This is a genomic window from Gottfriedia sp. S16(2024) (assembly GCF_050473765.1).
Taxonomy (GTDB): Bacteria; Bacillota; Bacilli; order Bacillales; family Bacillaceae_G; genus Gottfriedia.
This window is the reverse complement of record NZ_JBFLUO010000001.1, coordinates 3,792,537-3,810,585: the sequence shown is the minus strand read 5'-3', so window position 1 is coordinate 3,810,585 and position 18,049 is coordinate 3,792,537. Positions and strand designations below refer to the sequence as shown.

The following is an 18,049-nucleotide window of genomic DNA, read 5'->3' as shown; positions in this document are numbered from 1 at the left end:
TGAAAATTTGAAATACTGTAATTTCCTTTGTAAGTTGAGTTAAAGATTTATTACCCGAATATTAGTTCTTTGGCTTGACTTTCTGATATCCCTTTAACTAATTCAAGTTCGCTTATAAAAATTTTACTTGCGTTACCTAACATTTGTTTTTCACTTGAATTAAGAGATTTTTCTTTATCTATACGCATTAAATCACGTACTACTTCTGCGCCATCTTCAATATTACCTGTTTTCATTTTCTCAGTATTTAGCTTAAATCTTTGTTTGTATGATAGAGAACGATCAGATTCTCCATTATGAAAATTAATTAATATATTGTCGAGTGTATTTGAATCAACGACCATTCGAATTCTTGAATTACTCATTTTAGAAATTGGAATCATTACTTCCATCTTTTTAATTAGTAATCTTATAATAAAATACTGCTGTATTTCACCTTGTACTTCTTTTTCTTGAATAGATTCAATTATACCTGCTCCTTGCATTGGATAAAAGATGTTATCACCAACCTCAAACATTATCTACACCCCCATTTAAATTATGAACCTATATAAGCATAACATTTATTGTTTTTTTGTCAAAATAAATATTTTACCAGTAATAAATAAGACATGTCAATAAGTAATTGTTTTTTTAGTTAGTGTTTTTATTTTTAAATTAAAAACTAAGAATTAAGTAATAATTGATCATAAAAAATATGTAATTTCACCAATATATAGTTGAATTTGATTATCTTTACATTTAATGTTAAGATTGAATTATTACAACGTGTGTAAAGCGCACTAGGAGGAAACAAAAATGGAACATGGTAAAGTAAAATGGTTTAATGCAGAAAAAGGTTTTGGATTCATCGAGCGTGAAAATGGTGATGATGTATTCGTTCACTTCTCAGCAATTCAAACTGACGGATTTAAATCATTAGATGAAGGTCAAGCAGTTACATTTGATGTAGAACAAGGACAACGCGGACCACAAGCAACTAACGTTAAAAAAGCATAATTAAAAAATTAAAAAGTCGGATTCTAATAATAGAATCTGACTTTTTTTATCTAATAAAAATAAAAACCCCCTATTCATTTAAGAATAGGGGGAAATTTAAACGTGGAACTCAGGTAAAGAAATGGTTTAAAGTATTATAGCCTATAAAAAATGGATATACAAATTTCTACTAAAAGAAAATCGTTCGTAAACTAATAAGTTTATTCATTTTTTAAATCATTATCTAATGTCTTCCTGTATTCTAACATGATATTAAGCGTAACAAGCATTTGATCATATTCATTTCTCATTCGTTCGATTTCAATAATTTTTTGAGAAATCCATTCAATTACCTGTTGATTAGATCGTGTATTTTAATCTTTGTCCTCTAAGATTTCTTTTAGTTCAATTAATGAACATCCTATACCCTGAAATTTTTTGATGAGTTTCAGGCGTTTAACCGCTTCGTCTGAATAGTTACGATAGTTATTTTCCTCTCTTTGAACATGACGACTGTCCAACAAGCCTTCTTTTTCATAAAACCGAATAGTGTGAACTGATAAACCCATTTTTTTCGCTAACTCATTTATCTTCAAAAAATTCCTCCTAAAACGCCTTGCCTTAGAGTCAACTCTATAGTTTATACTACATTTGTTCAAGCAACTATACAACAAAACAGTTTTAGGAGGATATAATTATGCGAGTATTTGTGACAGGAGCAACAGGATACATCGGTACTGCAGTGGTACAAGAACTCATTAATATAGGTCATAATGTCGTCGGGCTTACTCGTTCAGACAGTGGTGCTGCCAAACTAAGAGAAGCCGGGGCTTTAGTACATCCAGGAGATCTTAACGACCTTGAGAGCATTTATAATGGTGCCAAGGCTGCTGACGGTGTAATCCATCTAGCGTTTAATAATGATTTCTCTGATTTTGCGAACTCATTAAAAACCGATTTAAACGTCATAGAGACGATTGGTAGAGCTTTGGAAGGAACTGGTAAGCCATTTGTGACCACGGCTCACTACAACGGAACAGCATCTGATAACGCAGTGATTGCACTGGGGAACCATGGGGTTCGAAGTTCAGTTGTGTCGCTTGCTCCATCAGTGCACGGACCTGGTGATAAGGGCTTTGTTCCAGGACTTATAAAAATTGCACGTGATAAAGGTTTTTCTGCTTATATCGATGAAGGTACTAACTGCTGGACGGCTATACACCGACTCGACGCCGCAAAACTATATCGCCTTGCTTTGGAAAAAGCTCCCGCTGGTTCATATCTAAATGGAGTTGCAGATGAAGCAGTGCCATTTCGTGACATAGCAAGTGTCATCGGTAAGCAACTTAATCTGCCTATTGTTAGCATTTCTCAAGAAAAAGCATTCGAGCACTTTGGTTTTCTAGGTAACATCGCTTCGCAAGACATCCCAAGGTCAAGCGTACAGACTCAAGAACTATTAGGATGGCACCCAGCACAGGCAAGTTTGATTTCGGATCTTGAAATGGGTCACTATTTCAAAAAATGATTGGGTGAAATTTTGGGTTCTTAGAGATTAAGTTGAAAAAAATATTTCTTAATCCAATAAATGAAATAGAGGATATCGATAAATGATTATCCTCTATTCGTTGTTATATTAATTATGTTCAGACTGCCGGATCAATATTTTCAAACTACAGTTTTACGGAATTAGATATGTTCGATTCCATTTCCAAATTATTTTGTTTTCCTATAGGTTTCGCAGCTTTTGAAAGCAGTCCAGAGATTGATACAGCAATAAGTACGAAAATTAGAGCACGAAGTAACCCTATATGTTCACCGATAATTCCTAAAAATGGTGGTCCTACTAGGAATGCTAGATAACCGGCCGTGGATACTGCACTTACTCTTGCAGCTACTCTGTTTGGATCGTCTCCTGCAGCGGAAAGTCCGACTGGAAAACCAAATGCTGCTCCAAGTCCCCAAAATACAATACCAATAGTTGCTATCTCAAAACTTTGGCTCAATATAACAATAATCAGTCCTACAAAAGCCAAAAGTGCGGATGAACGCAAAATAATCACTCTACCGAAACGGTCTAATATTTTATCTCCTATTGCACGTCCAATAGTCATTGAACCGACAAATATCCCATATGCAATGGAACCCATAGCTGGTGCAACATGATAGCCATCAACCATAATAAGTGGTAACCAGTCATTTGCTGATCCTTCAACGAAAGCCATTCCAAGAACAATGATACCAATCATGATTGTGCGTCGCTCTTTCCATACAGCCATATATTCCCTCATTCTATTTACTTTAACAGCGTCACTAGCAACTTCTTTACCTGTGTCAGCAGGTATGAAACGGTAAAAAGACAAAACAGTCACAACGATAACCAAGGCTGTAAGTGACAAGTGAATAGGTACAGAGATTCCCAACTTAGTCATTGTCGAACCAACCAATGCTCCAAGAAGCGTACCCAAACTGAACGCTGCATGAAAACCGGTTAAGAGTGACTTTTTTGCTGCTCTCTCAACTGCGGTTCCCTCTACATTCATCGCTACATCACATATTCCTTGCCCAAAACCAAAAATGACAAGCCCTAAAAATACCACAGTGCTATTTGTGAGCCATGAACCACTGATTCCAACAATTAGAAGTCCAATAGAAACCACAGATAGCCCAAAAACCATCACAAAACGTCCGCCCCTTTGAGCAATAAGCATACTAGCACTTATCAGTCCGATTATTGATCCTACGGAAAGCCCAAATATGATTACACCCATCTCTGCTGTTGTAGATCCTAGTGCATCCCTAATTGCAGGTGTACGAGATACCCATGATGCGAATGCAAATCCGGTCAGTGCAAAAATGAAATAAATGGCGACCCGCCATAGTTGAATTTGACGGCTAGTTAATGAATAGTGCATACTTGACCTCCTATTTTTAGTTTCAAAACTTTTTAAATGTGTTTAAAAAGTATAGTAAGACAAACTTATTAAACCTGTTTAATAAGTATCGAATCACTTACCTATTAGTATTAATTATACAGTCAACTCAATCAAGTTTCCTTCAGGGTCTTTTATAACACTCTCATAGTACCCATCACCAGTCAAACGAGGACCATTAACGAGGGAATAACCACTATTTTTAATTTTGGTACTCATCTGTTTGACAGCGTCTTCACTTCCTAAGGAGATTGCAATATGAGCCCAACCAATTTGATCACCGGGATTAGTCTTAACAATTCCCTCTTTACGCATAATTTCTAATCGTGCGCCAGATTCAAAGGTAAGAAAATAAGATTCAAATTTCTTTTCGCTATTTTGATATTTATTGTTAGACTTACAATTAAAAAAAGTTTCATAAAACTCTCTCATCCCTTCCAAATCCTTAACCCATATAGCGACATGTTCAATTTTCATTTATTTTAACTCCCCAATATTATTTTTTTTAAATATTAGTCTTAAACGAGACTCACCACCTTATATGACTACCTTTTAAATATTCAATCAATCATAAGTTTAAGACAAAGACTTTGTAATCCAAATAAATAATCTTGTTTCCAATCACTCGTCGTAAGCAAAGGAAGATGTTCGGACGGAATATAATTTGAGCTAGCAATTCTAATTTTATCTAATATTTCGTTTTCAACTTCATCTTTACAAAAAATGATGATATGAGGATTAATGATCGCTATAAATGAGGCGACTAATCTGCTGATTGCATCAATTTCATAGTCCCCACTTATTATTAGGTTTTTAAGTCCTCTTCTATTTTCTAATGCCTGCCCAAAATTTCTTTCATCATATTGAGGTACGAATGAAACCTCACCTGAGAAAAATGTACTTCCTCTTACAACATCACCGTTTACCATAATTCCCGCACCCGGACCATTTTGACCTGAATACAAATAAACAAGGGATTGTTTATCTTTTATTCCTCTATTATTGTGAAAACCTAAAACAGCTGCATTCATATCGTTCTCTACTATGACAGGAATCGAAAACTGTTCTTCATAATATTCTTTTAAATTAATGTTTTGAAACTGTTCGTATCCTGGGATATAAAAGATTTTTCCATTATCAACCGCCGCTGGTACTCCAATCGACATTGAACTGATTTTTGGATTTTTAGTTATGATCTTTTCAATGGTCATCGTTAAAAAATGCAAACTATTATCTATTAATGCACTTGGTGCTTTGCCTTGTTCCTTTACTTCACCAACACAATTAAAAATGATATAGTTCGTTTCAGTTCCCTCTAAAAATATTACTAAACCTAGCATATGTTCAGGATTGTAAGAGTATCTTTTTGCCCTTCTACCACCACTAGAATGATCTAATCCGACTAAAAGAACTTCTCCTTCTTTTTCCATTTCTGTTAGAAACTTACTAATTGTCGGAAAACTAATTTCTAGTCTTTGACTTAATTCAACTTTAGTTGCACTACCTAATTTTAAGAGCGTTGTACGAATACCACGAAGAACCATTTTCTTCATATTGCTTGGAGTTGCTAAAAATTCATTCACTAAATTCACCGCCTTAAAAAACTTATTAAACAGCTTTAATAAGTTGATGACCTTAATTTACCATATACACTTGATTAAAACAATTGAAAATGATTTGTAATCATTCGCCCCTTCATTTCCAACTTAATAAATATTTATCCCCATATAAATCAATAATCCAAAGTATTATCCATAAAACCTATGAAAATAAAAGAATTGGTACATAAATAACATTTATATTTTAATTTCAGAATGTTTTTTGTACTAAATGTCTTACTCTAAATTAGATTCCTTCTATCAGGGAATAATACAAAATAATTGTATCAGCCAATATCAAAACGAAACAAATGTTAAATTTAATTCGATTTGGTATTATTTTTCTTACAATATAAGGTCAAAATAGATTTTTTATCACTGAATTGATTTTTATTATAGTTTTCATTTCTAATATTTGTATAGTTTCTAATAATCAAGAACTTCTATATAGCAACGAATTTAAATAAATACTAAAGTAATTAGAAAGGAAAAATACTTTGTCCATACTCCTTACATTAATAAAACACCATCGTTATCTTTTGTTATTTTCAGTGAATCTCCTTGAACTTATTGCTTTACCTATTTCAGGAGAAATCACTATGAGTTATTCGGGGTATCTAATATACCAAGGTAAAATGAGTTATATAATTACTATTTTCTTGGCAACATTAGGGGCTATTATTGGAATTACTGTATCTTATTTAATTGGTAATCGATTCGGTTATAATCTTATTCTAAAGTACGGAAAATATATACACTTTGGTCCCGATCGATATAATAAAACGGCAAAATGGTTTGATCAGTATGGTAATAAACTCTTGGTATTTGCTTTTTTTATACCTGGAATTCGCCATTTTACTGGGTATTTTAGTGGGATTTCCCGCTTACCTTATAAAATATTTGCACGAAATGCATATATTGGTGCGTTTCTTTGGTCTATTACCTTTGTCACTCTTGGTAAGGTTCTTGGTCCTCAGTGGCAGAAATTTCATCATTCTGCAAGTAAATACCTTGGAATAGGAATAGTTGGTCTTTTAAGTTTTATTGTAATTTTATTCTTGTTAAGGAGATACAAAACATCTTTAAAATACTTTTTAAATAATAATATAACTTCATTTTCAACTCGTTTTTTTTTATCATTAAATAGAATTAAAATTTTTATTATTTGCCTTGCTGTTTTGTTTTTAAGTATGCTTATTTTTACTTTAGGATTGAGTGAACAATATTTACACAATGAGTTTAAAGAGTTAAATGAAGTTAGTATATATATCATAAACGAACTCTTTGGAGACAACTGGAGTTTCATAATGAAGAGATTACTTGTTCTTCAAATACCTTTAATTTTGCTTATTATTTCAATGGTTTCTTTAATTTTACTATTTGTTAATAAGAGAAATTTAATTTTGGAATTCTTATTTTTTATAACATCGATTGTTGGTGGTGTGATATTCAAAGAAATAATTACGGATGTATTTCATTATTTAAAACCTAATGCAGGCTCTTTATTACATTTTGAGTTTCCAAATGAACAATCTTTTATGTCAATTGTCGTCTATGGTTATTTTGTTTTTGTATTGATACGCCATTTAAAAAACGATCTCTTTACTCGAATCAAATTGATCACTCCAATTCTAGTTTTATTTCTTTTATTATTAATTGGAGTAGCAAATATATATTTCTCAATTCAAATTCCAAGTGACATTATAGCAGGATACACATATGGAGCAGCATGGTTATTTTTAAACTTATTACTACTTGAAATACTTCGTCTCATACAACAATATAAGACATTTCCAAACAAACCTACCATGTAGCTATTTAAAATCAATGAAAAAGTAAAATTATGACATATAAGTGAAACGGAATGGAAAAGGTAGTATCTTAACTCTTAAAGAATATGATTTAAATGTTAGTTAGCAAGGTCCAAAAACAACTTTGTAAATTTGAGGTATTTTTAAATGAATTTAAAGTATTTTTTGTGGATTGCTTTTTTAATTAGTCTTTTGTCTCTTTTTGGTTTCGGACTCATGGCATTACTAGTGAGCAATCATAGTATATATCATTTTGATAGCACGGTTATTAACTTTATACAAGGACTTGAATCACCCTTCATGACATCTTTTATGAAATTGATAACTTTTTTAGGTTCAAGCGTATTTATTATTGTACTTTCTATTAGTATTCTATATTTTCTTTATAAAGTTTTAGATCACCGTTCTGAATTAATATTATTTATTGCTGCTCTTATTGGCTCAAATATTCTTTGTTTTTTATTAAAACTCTTCTTTCATAGGGCGAGACCTGATTTACACCGTTTAATTGAAATAAGTGGATATAGTTTTCCGAGTGGGCATGCAACTAACGCTATGACAGTTTATGGAATCTTAGCATTTATATTGTGGAGAAATATTCGGACAAAATTTGGGCGTTCTCTATTAATAATGATAAGTTTAATAATGGTTCTTTTAATTGGCATAAGCAGAATTTATTTAGGTGTTCATTTTCCAAGCGATGTAATTGCTGGTTACTTTATTGGAGGATTTTGGATTAGTACTGCTATCTGGTATTATCAGCGTTATAAAGAAAAGCAGTATGAACGAAAACAATGCGCTTGAAGGTTTTATTACTTATTTTGTAAAAAAAAGAATTTTAAATTTGTTCGGATTGATGATGGAATCCTTTCATTATCCAAACGAAAAAGAGAGAGTCCCGTGCACATAACCCTGTCAAGTAGACAATGAAAAAAAGAGTATATTAAGCTGCGACCTTTTCACGATATTCTATCGGGGAAAGGTCGTTTAATTTTTCTTGGAATCGATCATTGTTGTAAAAATAAATATATTCGTGAATTGCCTTTGCTGCTTCTGGCTTGCTTTTCGGGTTCACTAAATACAACTTTTCCGTTTTTAAATGAGAAAAGAAGCTTTCGATACAGGCATTATCGTAACAGTTACCTTTCCTAGAATGACTTCCTTGAATCTTTATTTTCTCTGTAACTTGCTTCTTATAAGCTGGTGATGTGTACTGAAAACCTTGATCTGAATGGATTAATGCATCTTTTGTGAAGGGCTTGTTTTCCAATTGATCGAGAGTGTTCAACACTAATTCTAGGTCATTTCTTTCTGAAAGTTTCCAGGCTACAATTTCATTATTATAAAGGTCTAAAACTGTTGATAAATAGACAAATGTATCCCCAGTTCGCACATAAGTAATATCTGTTACTAGCTTTTGGTATGGCTTTTCTGCAGAAAATTTGCGGTTAAGGATATTTGGAAAAACGACCGAACCACGTTTACCATAGAAAGGACGCTTTTTTCGAATAACTGAACGAATTCCTAAATTTCTCATCATGCGTCGTACTCGTTTATGATTGACTAGAATGCCTTCTCGTTTTAAGGCTTTTGTCATTCGTTTATACCCAAAATAAGGGTGTATTTTATAAATAGCTAAGATATGCTCTTTTAATAATAATTCTTCATCCACTTTAACCGAGCGTTTAGAAAGACTTTTTCGCCACTTATAGAAGCCAGCTTTTGATACTTCACCTATTTTTAGTAACCACTTTAAAGGATGAAAATTTCGAAGTTGATTAATTATCTCAAAACGTGCCGCCTTTAAGACCATTCCTTTCCGTGAAGATTTGGATTGCGCTTTTTTAAGTATTCTACCTGCGCTTTCAGGTAATTAACTTCTTCTTCAATACTAGTAAAGTTTTTTTTACTCCATATTCCACGCTGATCATCAAAGGTTTCCCCATTTTTAACCTTACGTACCCACTGAGCTATTTGGGAATCACTTTTAATTCCAAACTTTTCACGAAGCATACGATATGACCATCCTTCATCCACTTTCAAACGAACGACTTCTCGCTTTACTTCTTCAGAATAAGTTGAAAATGTTTGTCCTTTTTTAGCCATAAAAAAATCCCCTCTCAGTTAAACAGTTAAGAACATCATATCATGTTCTCTTTTTTTACTGTCTACCTGAAGGGGATAATATCACCGTTACTCTCTCTTTTTTCTATTTCATAAATTAAATTTCGCAGATTCTATTATGAATATTCACTATAAATTTCATTAGAATAATTTAATTATTAAACACTTATACATATAAAAAAATGCCTAAAAAAAAACAATAATGAATTTTATAGCCAATCATTAAATTATAGTGAAATTGATTAAAAAAATATAATCTTTTTTGCTTTTTTACTGTGCTATTATATAGCAATGCTATACATTTCAGTACTTATAAACAATTTAAACATTCAATTTTAAACTTAGAAATTAAAGGGAGAATTAACTATGAAAGAAAAGAAAACAAATCTAGTTTATAAAAATGCAATGATTTTTCAATGGTTTTTAAAAACTAGTTATTATTTAATGATCATCATATTGCTAATATATTTTTACATTTGTAATTCCTCTGGCTCATCAACATTTATTTATAATGAATTTTAATCTTATTAACTAATATTTATAGAGGTATTCAAATGACACCATACGCAAATTTACTATATTTTTTATTATTGATGTTATTATTCTTACCAATTGTTATATATGGGTTAAGAGGAAAAAAGATAACATTTTACAATACGCTTGTTGGCTGGACACTTATTTTACTTATTTTTAAAGACGATATAAAACAGTTGTTATTTTTTATATGTTTTACTATTTTCCAAACAGTATTGGTCATTAACTATAGAAAATATCGTGAGAAATACAATAATCCTCGAGTTTTTTATTTTTTAATAGTATTAACGATATTTCCGTTAATTTTAACTAAGGTTCAGCCACTTTTTATTCCAAATTCAATAATTGGATTTTTGGGTATTTCCTATGTAACTTTCAAATCAATCCAATTACTAATCGAAATAAGGGATGGATTAATCAAATCGTTAACAGTATTTGAGTTTCTACAGTTCTTTTTATTCTTCCCAACTTTTACGTCTGGTCCGATTGATCGATTTCGAAGGTTTGAGAAGGATTTCAAGAATAGCTTTGAACCTGGGGAATATAAAGTTCTTTTATTTAATGGTATAAACTTAATTTTTCGAGGGTTTCTTTATAAGTATATTATTGCCCATGCTATCAATTTGTATATTATTTCAAATGTCTATTTACATGAAGACCTATTTGTCTTAAAACTGCTATACATGTATGCATACAGCTTTTATTTGTTCTTTGATTTTGCAGGTTATAGTGCTTTTGCAGTCGGAGTTAGCTATTTATTAGGTGTTCAAACACCACAGAACTTTAATAAACCATTTTTAAGTAGAAATATTAAAGATTTTTGGAATCGTTGGCATATGACGTTGTCGTTTTGGTTTAGAGATTATGTTTATATGAGGCTAGTTTTTTACTTACAAAAAAAGAAAATAATAAAAAACCGATATGTTATCTCGTATATTTCTTACTTTACCTTATTTTTTTTAATGGGTCTTTGGCATGGACTAGCGTTGCATTTCATTGTTTATGGTATTTACCATGCTCTTTTAATTATTTGCTACGATCTATTTGAAAGGAAAAACAAAGAAAAGAAATTAATTCCGCGAACAAAATTCACTGATATACTTTCAATCATTATAACATTTCACTTTATTTGTTTTGGTTTTTTAATTTTTTCAGGAACATTATTCTAAAACAAATAATTAGACATCAAATGAGGGATTAGATATGAAAAAAACTACTTTCGGTCCAATGTTTTTGGCTGTTATAGTTGCTATATTAATAATTACCATTCCAAATCAATGGTTAACTCCACTAGTTACAAATCGAACAGCTAGGCATCAATCTAGCTCACTTAGTCCTGCTATCTTCCAAGGTATTACAGTACAAAGACAAGTTATGAAAGATCCTACCATTATACCAATCTATGGTTCGTCTGAACTTTCAAGATTTGATGAGTTTCATCCTTCAAATTTTTTTAAGGTATATGATCCAAAATATACACCTTTCCTAATTGGAAGAGGTGGAACTCAATCATTAATACATTTCCTTAGTTTATCTGCTAACTATTCAAGTTTAAAAGGGAAACAAATAATTTTTATAATTTCACCTCAATGGTTTAATAAAAGAGGATTAGATGAACAACGTTTTGACCCAAATTTTTCAAAGTTACAAGCAATTGAATTTGCAAAAAATAATAATATCCCTATGGATATAAAAGAAAGAGCAATTAATCGATTACTTGATTATTCAATAGTAAGAAATGATAAAATGCTTGCGACTTTGATGAGGCAGGCACTTGGAATGAAACCAGAAAAACTATCTAATAAATTAATTACTCAGAATTTAGTCAATCCTTATTTATCAATTATTAATAAACAAGATGTTCTTACATCAAAATTTAATTTTATCAGTAATTTTGAAAGTAATTATTACTCAACTTCAAAAAATAAATCATATAAAGAACTGATAGCAATTGCAGAGAAAGAAGGAAAGAAAACAGCAACTAATAATCCATTTTATATTAGAAACAGTATTTATACATTGCATTTTGCAAATAAAATTAATCAATTAAAAAACTCTAAGTCTACACTTTCCTATAAAGAATCACCTGAATATAAGGACCTACAACTGGAATTAGATTTATTAAAAAGTGCTGGCGCAAAACCACTTTTCATATCTGTTCCAGTAAATGGGTACTTTTATGATTACATTGGTTTTAAAAAAGAAGAGCGTACTTTGTATTATAAAAAAGTATCTAAAGAAATTCGTGATGCTGGATTCGAAGTTGAAGACTTATCAAACCATGAATATGATAAATATTTTTTCAGAGATTCGCTTCATTTAAGTTTAAAGGGATGGGTTTATGTGGATCAAGCAATGGAATCTTTCTTGCACAATAAAGAAAAAGTTAAGAATAAATCTCAAAACTTAGTGATTAACTGATTGAAACTGAACAAAATATGCATATGAAATTGAATATAGGCCAAAGAAAAAAGCTTTCGAACACAAAATTTGAGTGTTCGGAAGCTTTTTCTAAAATTCTTTATTTTAAGCAGCCATATTTTCTAAAATTGTTATAATTTTATTTGGTGTAGACCACTCATCTCGATCGAAATCAGAAATTGTTACATCGATTCCTAATTTTTCTTCTATCTCAACAAGTAAGCTAACAGTTCCAAATGAATCTAACAAACCTTCTTCAAATAAAAGTACTTCCGGATTTTCTACTATTTCTTCTGTATTACATAAATCAGTCAAAATAGCTAATACTTGTGCTCGAATATTTTTCATTATATTCCCCTTATTTTTTTATATTTTCTACTGGAGTTGATCAATATTTATAACCTGGGCATCACCGTATTCAAGTTTATTTCGGGATTAAGAATCACTACCTTTTGAGCATAAGAGTAATCAACTTTTTGCTTTAGACGATCAATTGGCGTTGATTCATCGACTGTATTAGGTGATTTACCTGCCCAATAATTAATCGCGTCTATTATTTTTTTAATACAATCACACCCTATTTTTATTGGACAAATTAAATCGGAATTCAATGATTAAATCCTCTTCCCCTTTTTTCTTTGCCCTATAAAAGAGAATTATAGCTTAGATGGCTTAAAGTAAAATGAAAATAAAATTAAACTTATATGTAAATAATTTGATTCTTATTTATATTTTCTTAATCTGAATAAGCATGATTAATATTGGATAACGTTGTTTATGATAGAGTTCTTCTTTGTTAAGATTTTTACGGCGGTTGGACAACTTCGGGTAATTATTCAAATGAATTTGCAAGAGCAGAAATACCGGTGTACAAGCCTAATTACCTTGAGAAAAAAACTAAAGGATGAAAGGAATGAAAGATCGTTATGAAAGATCGTCGTTGGATAGGAATATTGATAATTTGGTTTGGCATTATTGCAGGTACATTACTTATCGGCACTTTGCTAGAAGACCAGGGGTTTCCTTCCCCCCATTTATTTGCTGCACTTCTTGTTGGAATAATAGTGGCGTTCACGTCATTTAATCATTATAGTAAAATAATTCCATCTGGTATATTTACAGTAGCTCAGGCGATTACAGGTGTACTTTTAGGTACTTACTTTAACCCATCATCGATTGCCTCTCTAGGAAATGATTGGCCGATCGTGCTTCTTGTTACAGGAGCCACTTTAGTGCTAAGTGTCCTTACTGGACTTGTTTTTGCTCGAGTGACCAAGACGGATTTAGCAACTTCCACCTTGGGGATGATTGCAGGTGGTTCGGCAGGAGTCATCGCTACGAGTGATGATCTTAACGCTGACGGTCGACTTGTAGCCTTCATGCAATTTGTTCGCCTCTTCTTAGTAGTATTTATCACTCCCCTTCTTGTCAGACTAGTCTTGTTACCTACTGGTAACTATGAATATGCTAGGCCAGCAGAAATTGAGGCCACAGGTCCAATTTTCGCGGGGTGTATCTTCACATTATGTATTGCTATAGTGGGAGCATGGTTAGGGAAGCGCTTTCATATTCCTGCAGGGGCTTTGATCGTACCATTGATACTTGGGGCAGTTTTGAGTACATTGAAACCATTTCAAGGGCTTACCCCACCCGAATTGATACGTGAGCCAGCATTTACTTTAATTGGTCTGCAAATTGGATTACGTTTTGATAGAGAAGCCTTACGACTAGCTCGACGATTGTTACCAGCAATTACCGGTTTTGTTCTCATACTTATAATCGGCTGTGGAGCTTTCGGTTTGGTTCTAGCGAAGTTTGTTCATCTTAACTTACTTTCTGGATATTTAGCTACAACACCAGGTGGCATTAATGCTGTGATGGCCATCGCCTTTGGTACAGGAGCCGATACAACTTTAATATTCGAGATGCAATCATTCCGTCTTTTTATCATGTTGCTGGTTGCAGTTCCTTTAGTACGCTGGTTGATAAACCTACAAAAAGCGTAATTAGCAAAATACTTAAAGAGCCTAAATAAAAGAGTCTGTTGATAAAATATGTCGAGACATAAGGTTTCTTTTTTGAAGTTCGCTTCAGATATTTAAAGCCCGTTTTGACATAGCAATTGGCATATAAAAATGAAGGAAACTCGCTACAATTTCGGCGAGTTCCCTTCATTTTGCGATCTTAATCTGTACTTTGAGTAAAATCAATTCGGCAGTTATTTCAATATCCTTCATTATTTCTTTACACATTTAATCACCTACTCTAAATGGCTAAGAAATTTTCTCTTAGATCTGAAACGAAGTAGATATTTATTTAAAGTTTTTATTTTAAAAATGTGCTAGGCATTACAACTAGAACTACCTCTCCTCGGGCACAAAGAATATCATTAGCGAATAATTCTGTATGAACTTTCCATTTTTTAGGATGGATTTCTTCTACAGTTCCAACTGCTTTTAATGGCACATCTTGTGGGGTTGGTTTAAGATATTCCACATTAAGAGCAGCGGTTACAAACCTAGGTGGCACTGACCCATCTCCAATTTCGTTCCCATTCTTACGGTGTAAAGCAAGTGAGGCAGAACCTGTCCCGTGACAATCAATTAAGGAAGCAATTAGTCCACCATAAATAAAACCTGGAATTCCCATGTACTTTGATTCAGGTGTAAAAATCGTAACAGTTTTATCACCTTGCCAACTAGTTCGAAGATGATGACCATCTTTATTTAATCGACCACATCCATAACACCAAGCGAAATCATCAGGGTAAATATCTTGTATTGCTTTTTCAATTATTTCTTCCATCATTCATCCTCCTTAATACCTTATTAAGTAAAATTCAACGTAATATGAGCAATCGTTCGGTCATATTGTACTATAAATATATACAAGGTCATCTTAATGCACAATAGTTTCCTGACAATTCCGTTAATATTAACTATGCTTTTATAGTAGGGTAATATTTTCTAAGTATACAAGTAATTTACTAAAATAATAAAAAATAGTTCAGAAGTAGTACTACTAGTGTAAAAACATCTTAACGTTAAAAATAGAATAGTTTGCTCAAATAATTACATAAGTTAAATGAACGATTTCATTACTTTTTCATATGTATCTTCATAGTTCAAATGATTATAAAACACATTATCCAATTCATTAAGTTCATCAAGAATATCATCTTCTGCTTTATCACTTCGATAGATTTCACTAGCCTTTTTAACTAAATTAGATAAGAAACTGATCCCTAAATTATCTAAGATCGAAACAGTTTCTTGCCAATGTTCACCAGTCCAATTTAAGAAATATTGATCAAAACCACCATTATTCAATTCCATTAAGAGACTATCGATTAAATAAAAATTTCTTTCATTTTCACTTAGAGCCTCAACTCCATTTTTACTTTCTTTTTCTATAATTTTATCGGATATCTCTAAATATAAATCTTCTGTATTTTTCATTTGTCGAAACTCCTCTGACATTTATATTTGTTTATAAATTTTAAAACTAATACTCCTTATTTTACTATCCTAATATATAAAAAAAAACCGACTATACTGCCGATCAAAATGCGTTAGTTGAACAAAACTATTTAAAATGGTAGTGGCCTTTCTGGACGATTTGGACAGTAAAAACAACTAGAATCTTTACATTTATCCTCGGTCCAGGTATTACAATTTGGACAGAAATATGCATCAAAATCTTCATAATAAATTAAGTTATTTCTACATTTGGAGCAAAGTTGAATCTTATCTATAAAACCATCTATTTCAAATCCATTTATTATGACAAAGTCATCTTTTTCTTCGATTTTCATTTATAAGCCCCGTTCTACTTCATCTTAAAAAACTAAATCCAGCATTGATTACATTGGTAAATATATCTTTATTATTTATTCCAACTCACCAATAAACCAAATCTCACCTTGATAACTGTAATCTTCTTCATTAATAAACTCTTTAAATCCTTTAAACGTTAATCCTTCTGGTAATTCAAGATCCCATTCATCAATAATGTTTTTTTGAGTATCAAGTTGAATCCATTTTTGTTCATCAGTATTTCTGTCAAAAAATCCTTCAAATAAATAACTATCAGGTATAACAACAATTTGAGAGTCGAATAAATGGGGTAAAGAAATGATTGAATATATACGAAATCGTGAGTTTTCCTTCGTTTTTATATTCTTTAAATGTTCAACTCTGTTAATTAAAAGTTGGATCAACTTACGTCTTATGCAATTCGGTGTTTTTTTTGAATCTATATATTCCTGTGAAAATGGCAAGTGTAGATGCCAATATCCAAGAGAACTTTCATAAGGATTTGGCATGTTATCTGTTAACGTTATTAATTCTTTTTCTAACGATTTATATCTTCGTCTAATACCCCTAATTTTCTTTTTAGATCCATTATCAAATTTCCATTTATTCATTTTGACACATCCAGTTATTACATTTATTTAATAAATTATATCATTCTACTCTAAAAGTCCTCAAAAACAAAAAAGAGGAATTTTCCTCTTTTGTAATTTCACAGCAAAAATTTATATTGTCTTCATCACATCAATTACTTTATCAATATCATTTTTCGTAATCCAGTAATGTGTAGCAAAACGCATCATGCCATCTTCATCCGGCGCAAAAATGATCATTCCGTTCTCTTTAAAAATTTGTTCAATTTCCTCAGGACTTCTTCTCATATCAGTCATTTGGAAGAATACTAAATTGATATGAAGTTGAGATGTGTCAACATTAATTCCTGGGATATCACTTAGTTTATTAGCTAAATATAGCGCATTTTCATGATCTTCATGCAAACGTTTCGTCATTTTTTCTAATGCGATTATACCAGCAGCTGCTAAAAATCCAGATTGTCTCCAGCCCCCGCCTAACAATTTACGTTTCTTTTTCGCTTTTTCAATAAATTCTTTGCTACCAGCAAGTATTGAACCTACTGGAGCACAAAGTCCTTTTGATAAACAAAACATTACCGAATCACTATATCGAGATAGTTCTTTGACATCCGTTTTTAAATAAGTAGCAGCGTTAAAAATTCTTGCACCATCTAAATGAACAGGGATTTTTGCATCTTTCGCAATGCTATAAACTTGCTTCATATAATCGATATCAACTACAGATCCATTTGAATAGGCATTTTCTAAACAAATTAATGAAGTTTCTGGATAATGGATATCATCAGGTCGGATCGATTGTTTAATTCGTTTAGTATCCATCATGCCATGAGTTGTTTGTAATGTTCTTAAGTGAACCCCGGCAATGATTGAGGCTGCGCCTACTTCATGTTCGAATATATGACAATCCTCCCCAAGAATTACTTCAGTACCACGATTGCAATGTGTAAACAATGCTAGCTGATTACCAAATGTTCCACTTGGTACAAATAAAGCAGCTTCTTTCCCAATCAAAGAAGCAGCTAGATTTTCTAATTTATGTACAGTTGGATCATCTCCATATACATCATCGCCAACTTCGGCTAAAAACATTGCTTGTCTCATTTCATCTGTAGGATTTGTTACAGTGTCACTTCTTAAATCGATAAACTTCATTTTCACATTCCCCTTTTTTTCTATTTTCAGAATTATCTAAACTGGTTTGGTAGAAGCATCGAGATTTGACTTCCAATACAAGTACCCATC

At 31.8% G+C, this 18,049-nt stretch carries 21 protein-coding genes; 8 read left to right on the top strand and 13 right to left on the bottom strand.

The annotated features are described in order from the left end of the window. Positions 1 to 50: 50 nt before the first annotated feature. Positions 51 to 518 carry a CarD family transcriptional regulator gene (locus tag AB1282_RS18015; RefSeq protein ID WP_056465572.1) on the bottom strand — a complete coding sequence of 156 codons (468 nt, stop codon included), beginning with the start codon at positions 516 to 518 and terminating at the stop codon, positions 51 to 53. Between the two features lie 280 nt (positions 519 to 798). Here AB1282_RS18015 and AB1282_RS18010 point away from each other — a divergent pair, with 280 nt between their 5' ends. After that, positions 799 to 999 (top strand): cold-shock protein, encoded by a 201-nt coding sequence (locus AB1282_RS18010; RefSeq protein WP_056465570.1) that lies wholly within the window; start codon positions 799 to 801, stop codon positions 997 to 999. Between the two features lie 353 nt (positions 1,000 to 1,352). On the opposite strand, the gene AB1282_RS18005 is transcribed toward AB1282_RS18010, so the two are convergent. After that, the gene (locus tag AB1282_RS18005) at positions 1,353 to 1,574 is read right to left on the bottom strand and encodes a MerR family transcriptional regulator (RefSeq protein WP_429899700.1); all 222 of its coding nucleotides are present in this window, start codon (positions 1,572 to 1,574) and stop codon (positions 1,353 to 1,355) included. A gap of 101 nt (positions 1,575 to 1,675) precedes the next feature. Here AB1282_RS18005 and AB1282_RS18000 point away from each other — a divergent pair, with 101 nt between their 5' ends. Then, positions 1,676 to 2,506 carry an SDR family oxidoreductase gene (locus tag AB1282_RS18000; protein ID WP_429899699.1) on the top strand — a complete coding sequence of 277 codons (831 nt, stop codon included), beginning with the start codon at positions 1,676 to 1,678 and terminating at the stop codon, positions 2,504 to 2,506. A gap of 145 nt (positions 2,507 to 2,651) precedes the next feature. On the opposite strand, the gene AB1282_RS17995 is transcribed toward AB1282_RS18000, so the two are convergent. From AB1282_RS17995 to AB1282_RS17985, 3 genes are all read right to left on the bottom strand, one after another. Then, positions 2,652 to 3,893, bottom strand: coding sequence for an MFS transporter (locus AB1282_RS17995; protein ID WP_429899698.1), 1,242 nt, complete (start codon positions 3,891 to 3,893; stop codon positions 2,652 to 2,654). A gap of 114 nt (positions 3,894 to 4,007) precedes the next feature. Next, positions 4,008 to 4,388 carry a VOC family protein gene (locus tag AB1282_RS17990; RefSeq protein WP_056465564.1) on the bottom strand — a complete coding sequence of 127 codons (381 nt, stop codon included), beginning with the start codon at positions 4,386 to 4,388 and terminating at the stop codon, positions 4,008 to 4,010. A gap of 83 nt (positions 4,389 to 4,471) precedes the next feature. Further along, positions 4,472 to 5,494 (bottom strand): ROK family protein, encoded by a 1,023-nt coding sequence (locus AB1282_RS17985; RefSeq protein ID WP_429899697.1) that lies wholly within the window; start codon positions 5,492 to 5,494, stop codon positions 4,472 to 4,474. Between the two features lie 614 nt (positions 5,495 to 6,108). Between AB1282_RS17985 and AB1282_RS17980 the strand changes: the two genes are divergently transcribed. Both AB1282_RS17980 and AB1282_RS17975 read left to right on the top strand, forming a co-directional pair. Further along, on the top strand, positions 6,109 to 7,323 hold the full coding sequence (locus AB1282_RS17980; RefSeq protein ID WP_429899696.1) for a VTT domain-containing protein: 1,215 nt from the start codon (positions 6,109 to 6,111) through the stop codon (positions 7,321 to 7,323). A 144-nt stretch (positions 7,324 to 7,467) separates the two neighbouring features. Beyond that, entirely contained in the window at positions 7,468 to 8,124 is a 657-nt protein-coding gene (locus tag AB1282_RS17975) for a phosphatase PAP2 family protein (RefSeq protein WP_056465560.1), read from the top strand. A gap of 139 nt (positions 8,125 to 8,263) precedes the next feature. Here AB1282_RS17975 and AB1282_RS17970 read toward each other — a convergent pair. Further along, positions 8,264 to 9,426 (bottom strand): IS3 family transposase gene (locus tag AB1282_RS17970; RefSeq protein WP_429898917.1). Its coding sequence is split into 2 segments (ribosomal slippage): positions 8,264 to 9,168 and positions 9,168 to 9,426, totalling 1,164 coding nucleotides; the frame shifts between segments, so codons are not numbered across the junction. A 384-nt stretch (positions 9,427 to 9,810) separates the two neighbouring features. Between AB1282_RS17970 and dltX the strand changes: the two genes are divergently transcribed. The 3 genes from dltX to dltD are packed head-to-tail and all read left to right on the top strand — an operon-like array spanning position 9,811 to position 12,399. After that, positions 9,811 to 9,966: a teichoic acid D-Ala incorporation-associated protein DltX gene (gene dltX, locus AB1282_RS17965; protein ID WP_082459304.1), complete on the top strand. Its 156-nt coding sequence runs from the start codon at positions 9,811 to 9,813 to the stop codon at positions 9,964 to 9,966. 32 nt (positions 9,967 to 9,998) lie between these two features. Further along, positions 9,999 to 11,147 carry a D-alanyl-lipoteichoic acid biosynthesis protein DltB gene (gene dltB / locus AB1282_RS17960; protein WP_429899695.1) on the top strand — a complete coding sequence of 383 codons (1,149 nt, stop codon included), beginning with the start codon at positions 9,999 to 10,001 and terminating at the stop codon, positions 11,145 to 11,147. A gap of 34 nt (positions 11,148 to 11,181) precedes the next feature. Next, the gene (gene dltD / locus AB1282_RS17955) at positions 11,182 to 12,399 is read left to right on the top strand and encodes a D-alanyl-lipoteichoic acid biosynthesis protein DltD (protein ID WP_429899694.1); all 1,218 of its coding nucleotides are present in this window, start codon (positions 11,182 to 11,184) and stop codon (positions 12,397 to 12,399) included. Positions 12,400 to 12,504: 105 nt separating this feature from the next. Here the strand turns inward: dltD and dltC are convergent, their stop codons facing one another. Together dltC and AB1282_RS17945 are read right to left on the bottom strand one after the other, a co-directional pair. Beyond that, positions 12,505 to 12,747 carry a D-alanine--poly(phosphoribitol) ligase subunit 2 gene (dltC, locus tag AB1282_RS17950; RefSeq protein ID WP_390312054.1) on the bottom strand — a complete coding sequence of 81 codons (243 nt, stop codon included), beginning with the start codon at positions 12,745 to 12,747 and terminating at the stop codon, positions 12,505 to 12,507. Positions 12,748 to 12,794: 47 nt separating this feature from the next. Beyond that, positions 12,795 to 13,010, bottom strand: coding sequence for a hypothetical protein (locus AB1282_RS17945; protein ID WP_429899693.1), 216 nt, complete (start codon positions 13,008 to 13,010; stop codon positions 12,795 to 12,797). A 315-nt stretch (positions 13,011 to 13,325) separates the two neighbouring features. Between AB1282_RS17945 and AB1282_RS17940 the strand changes: the two genes are divergently transcribed. Beyond that, entirely contained in the window at positions 13,326 to 14,405 is a 1,080-nt protein-coding gene (locus tag AB1282_RS17940; protein ID WP_429899692.1) for an AbrB family transcriptional regulator, read from the top strand. A 319-nt stretch (positions 14,406 to 14,724) separates the two neighbouring features. Here the strand turns inward: AB1282_RS17940 and AB1282_RS17935 are convergent, their stop codons facing one another. From AB1282_RS17935 to ltaE, 5 genes are all read right to left on the bottom strand, one after another. Next, complete coding sequence (locus AB1282_RS17935; protein ID WP_056465551.1) at positions 14,725 to 15,204, bottom strand: PaaI family thioesterase; 480 nt, start codon at positions 15,202 to 15,204, stop codon at positions 14,725 to 14,727. A gap of 275 nt (positions 15,205 to 15,479) precedes the next feature. After that, the gene (locus tag AB1282_RS17930; RefSeq protein ID WP_429899691.1) at positions 15,480 to 15,857 is read right to left on the bottom strand and encodes a DMP19 family protein; all 378 of its coding nucleotides are present in this window, start codon (positions 15,855 to 15,857) and stop codon (positions 15,480 to 15,482) included. Between the two features lie 131 nt (positions 15,858 to 15,988). Next, positions 15,989 to 16,213, bottom strand: coding sequence for a hypothetical protein (locus tag AB1282_RS17925; RefSeq protein WP_429899690.1), 225 nt, complete (start codon positions 16,211 to 16,213; stop codon positions 15,989 to 15,991). A 75-nt stretch (positions 16,214 to 16,288) separates the two neighbouring features. Next, the gene (locus AB1282_RS17920; protein ID WP_429899689.1) at positions 16,289 to 16,825 is read right to left on the bottom strand and encodes a DUF3916 domain-containing protein; all 537 of its coding nucleotides are present in this window, start codon (positions 16,823 to 16,825) and stop codon (positions 16,289 to 16,291) included. 111 nt (positions 16,826 to 16,936) lie between these two features. Beyond that, positions 16,937 to 17,959, bottom strand: a complete 1,023-nt coding sequence (ltaE, locus tag AB1282_RS17915) for a low-specificity L-threonine aldolase (RefSeq protein ID WP_429899688.1) — start codon at positions 17,957 to 17,959, stop codon at positions 16,937 to 16,939. Positions 17,960 to 18,049: the final 90 nt, after the last annotated feature.

Coding starts and splice junctions, on each gene's coding strand:
- AB1282_RS17975 (WP_056465560.1), top strand. CDS start 7,468: ATGAATTTAAAGTATTTTTTGTGGATTGCTTTTTTAATTAGTCTTTTG.
- AB1282_RS17980 (WP_429899696.1), top strand. CDS start 6,109: ATGAGTTATTCGGGGTATCTAATATACCAAGGTAAAATGAGTTATATA.
- dltD (WP_429899694.1), top strand. CDS start 11,182: ATGAAAAAAACTACTTTCGGTCCAATGTTTTTGGCTGTTATAGTTGCT.
- AB1282_RS17990 (WP_056465564.1), bottom strand. CDS start 4,388: ATGAAAATTGAACATGTCGCTATATGGGTTAAGGATTTGGAAGGGATG.
- AB1282_RS17940 (WP_429899692.1), top strand. CDS start 13,326: ATGAAAGATCGTCGTTGGATAGGAATATTGATAATTTGGTTTGGCATT.
- AB1282_RS18010 (WP_056465570.1), top strand. CDS start 799: ATGGAACATGGTAAAGTAAAATGGTTTAATGCAGAAAAAGGTTTTGGA.
- dltB (WP_429899695.1), top strand. CDS start 9,999: ATGACACCATACGCAAATTTACTATATTTTTTATTATTGATGTTATTA.
- dltX (WP_082459304.1), top strand. CDS start 9,811: ATGAAAGAAAAGAAAACAAATCTAGTTTATAAAAATGCAATGATTTTT.
- AB1282_RS17995 (WP_429899698.1), bottom strand. CDS start 3,893: ATGCACTATTCATTAACTAGCCGTCAAATTCAACTATGGCGGGTCGCC.
- AB1282_RS17925 (WP_429899690.1), bottom strand. CDS start 16,213: ATGAAAATCGAAGAAAAAGATGACTTTGTCATAATAAATGGATTTGAA.
- AB1282_RS17935 (WP_056465551.1), bottom strand. CDS start 15,204: ATGGAAGAAATAATTGAAAAAGCAATACAAGATATTTACCCTGATGAT.
- dltC (WP_390312054.1), bottom strand. CDS start 12,747: ATGAAAAATATTCGAGCACAAGTATTAGCTATTTTGACTGATTTATGT.
- AB1282_RS17920 (WP_429899689.1), bottom strand. CDS start 16,825: ATGAATAAATGGAAATTTGATAATGGATCTAAAAAGAAAATTAGGGGT.
- AB1282_RS18015 (WP_056465572.1), bottom strand. CDS start 518: ATGTTTGAGGTTGGTGATAACATCTTTTATCCAATGCAAGGAGCAGGT.
- AB1282_RS18000 (WP_429899699.1), top strand. CDS start 1,676: ATGCGAGTATTTGTGACAGGAGCAACAGGATACATCGGTACTGCAGTG.
- ltaE (WP_429899688.1), bottom strand. CDS start 17,959: ATGAAGTTTATCGATTTAAGAAGTGACACTGTAACAAATCCTACAGAT.
- AB1282_RS17930 (WP_429899691.1), bottom strand. CDS start 15,857: ATGAAAAATACAGAAGATTTATATTTAGAGATATCCGATAAAATTATA.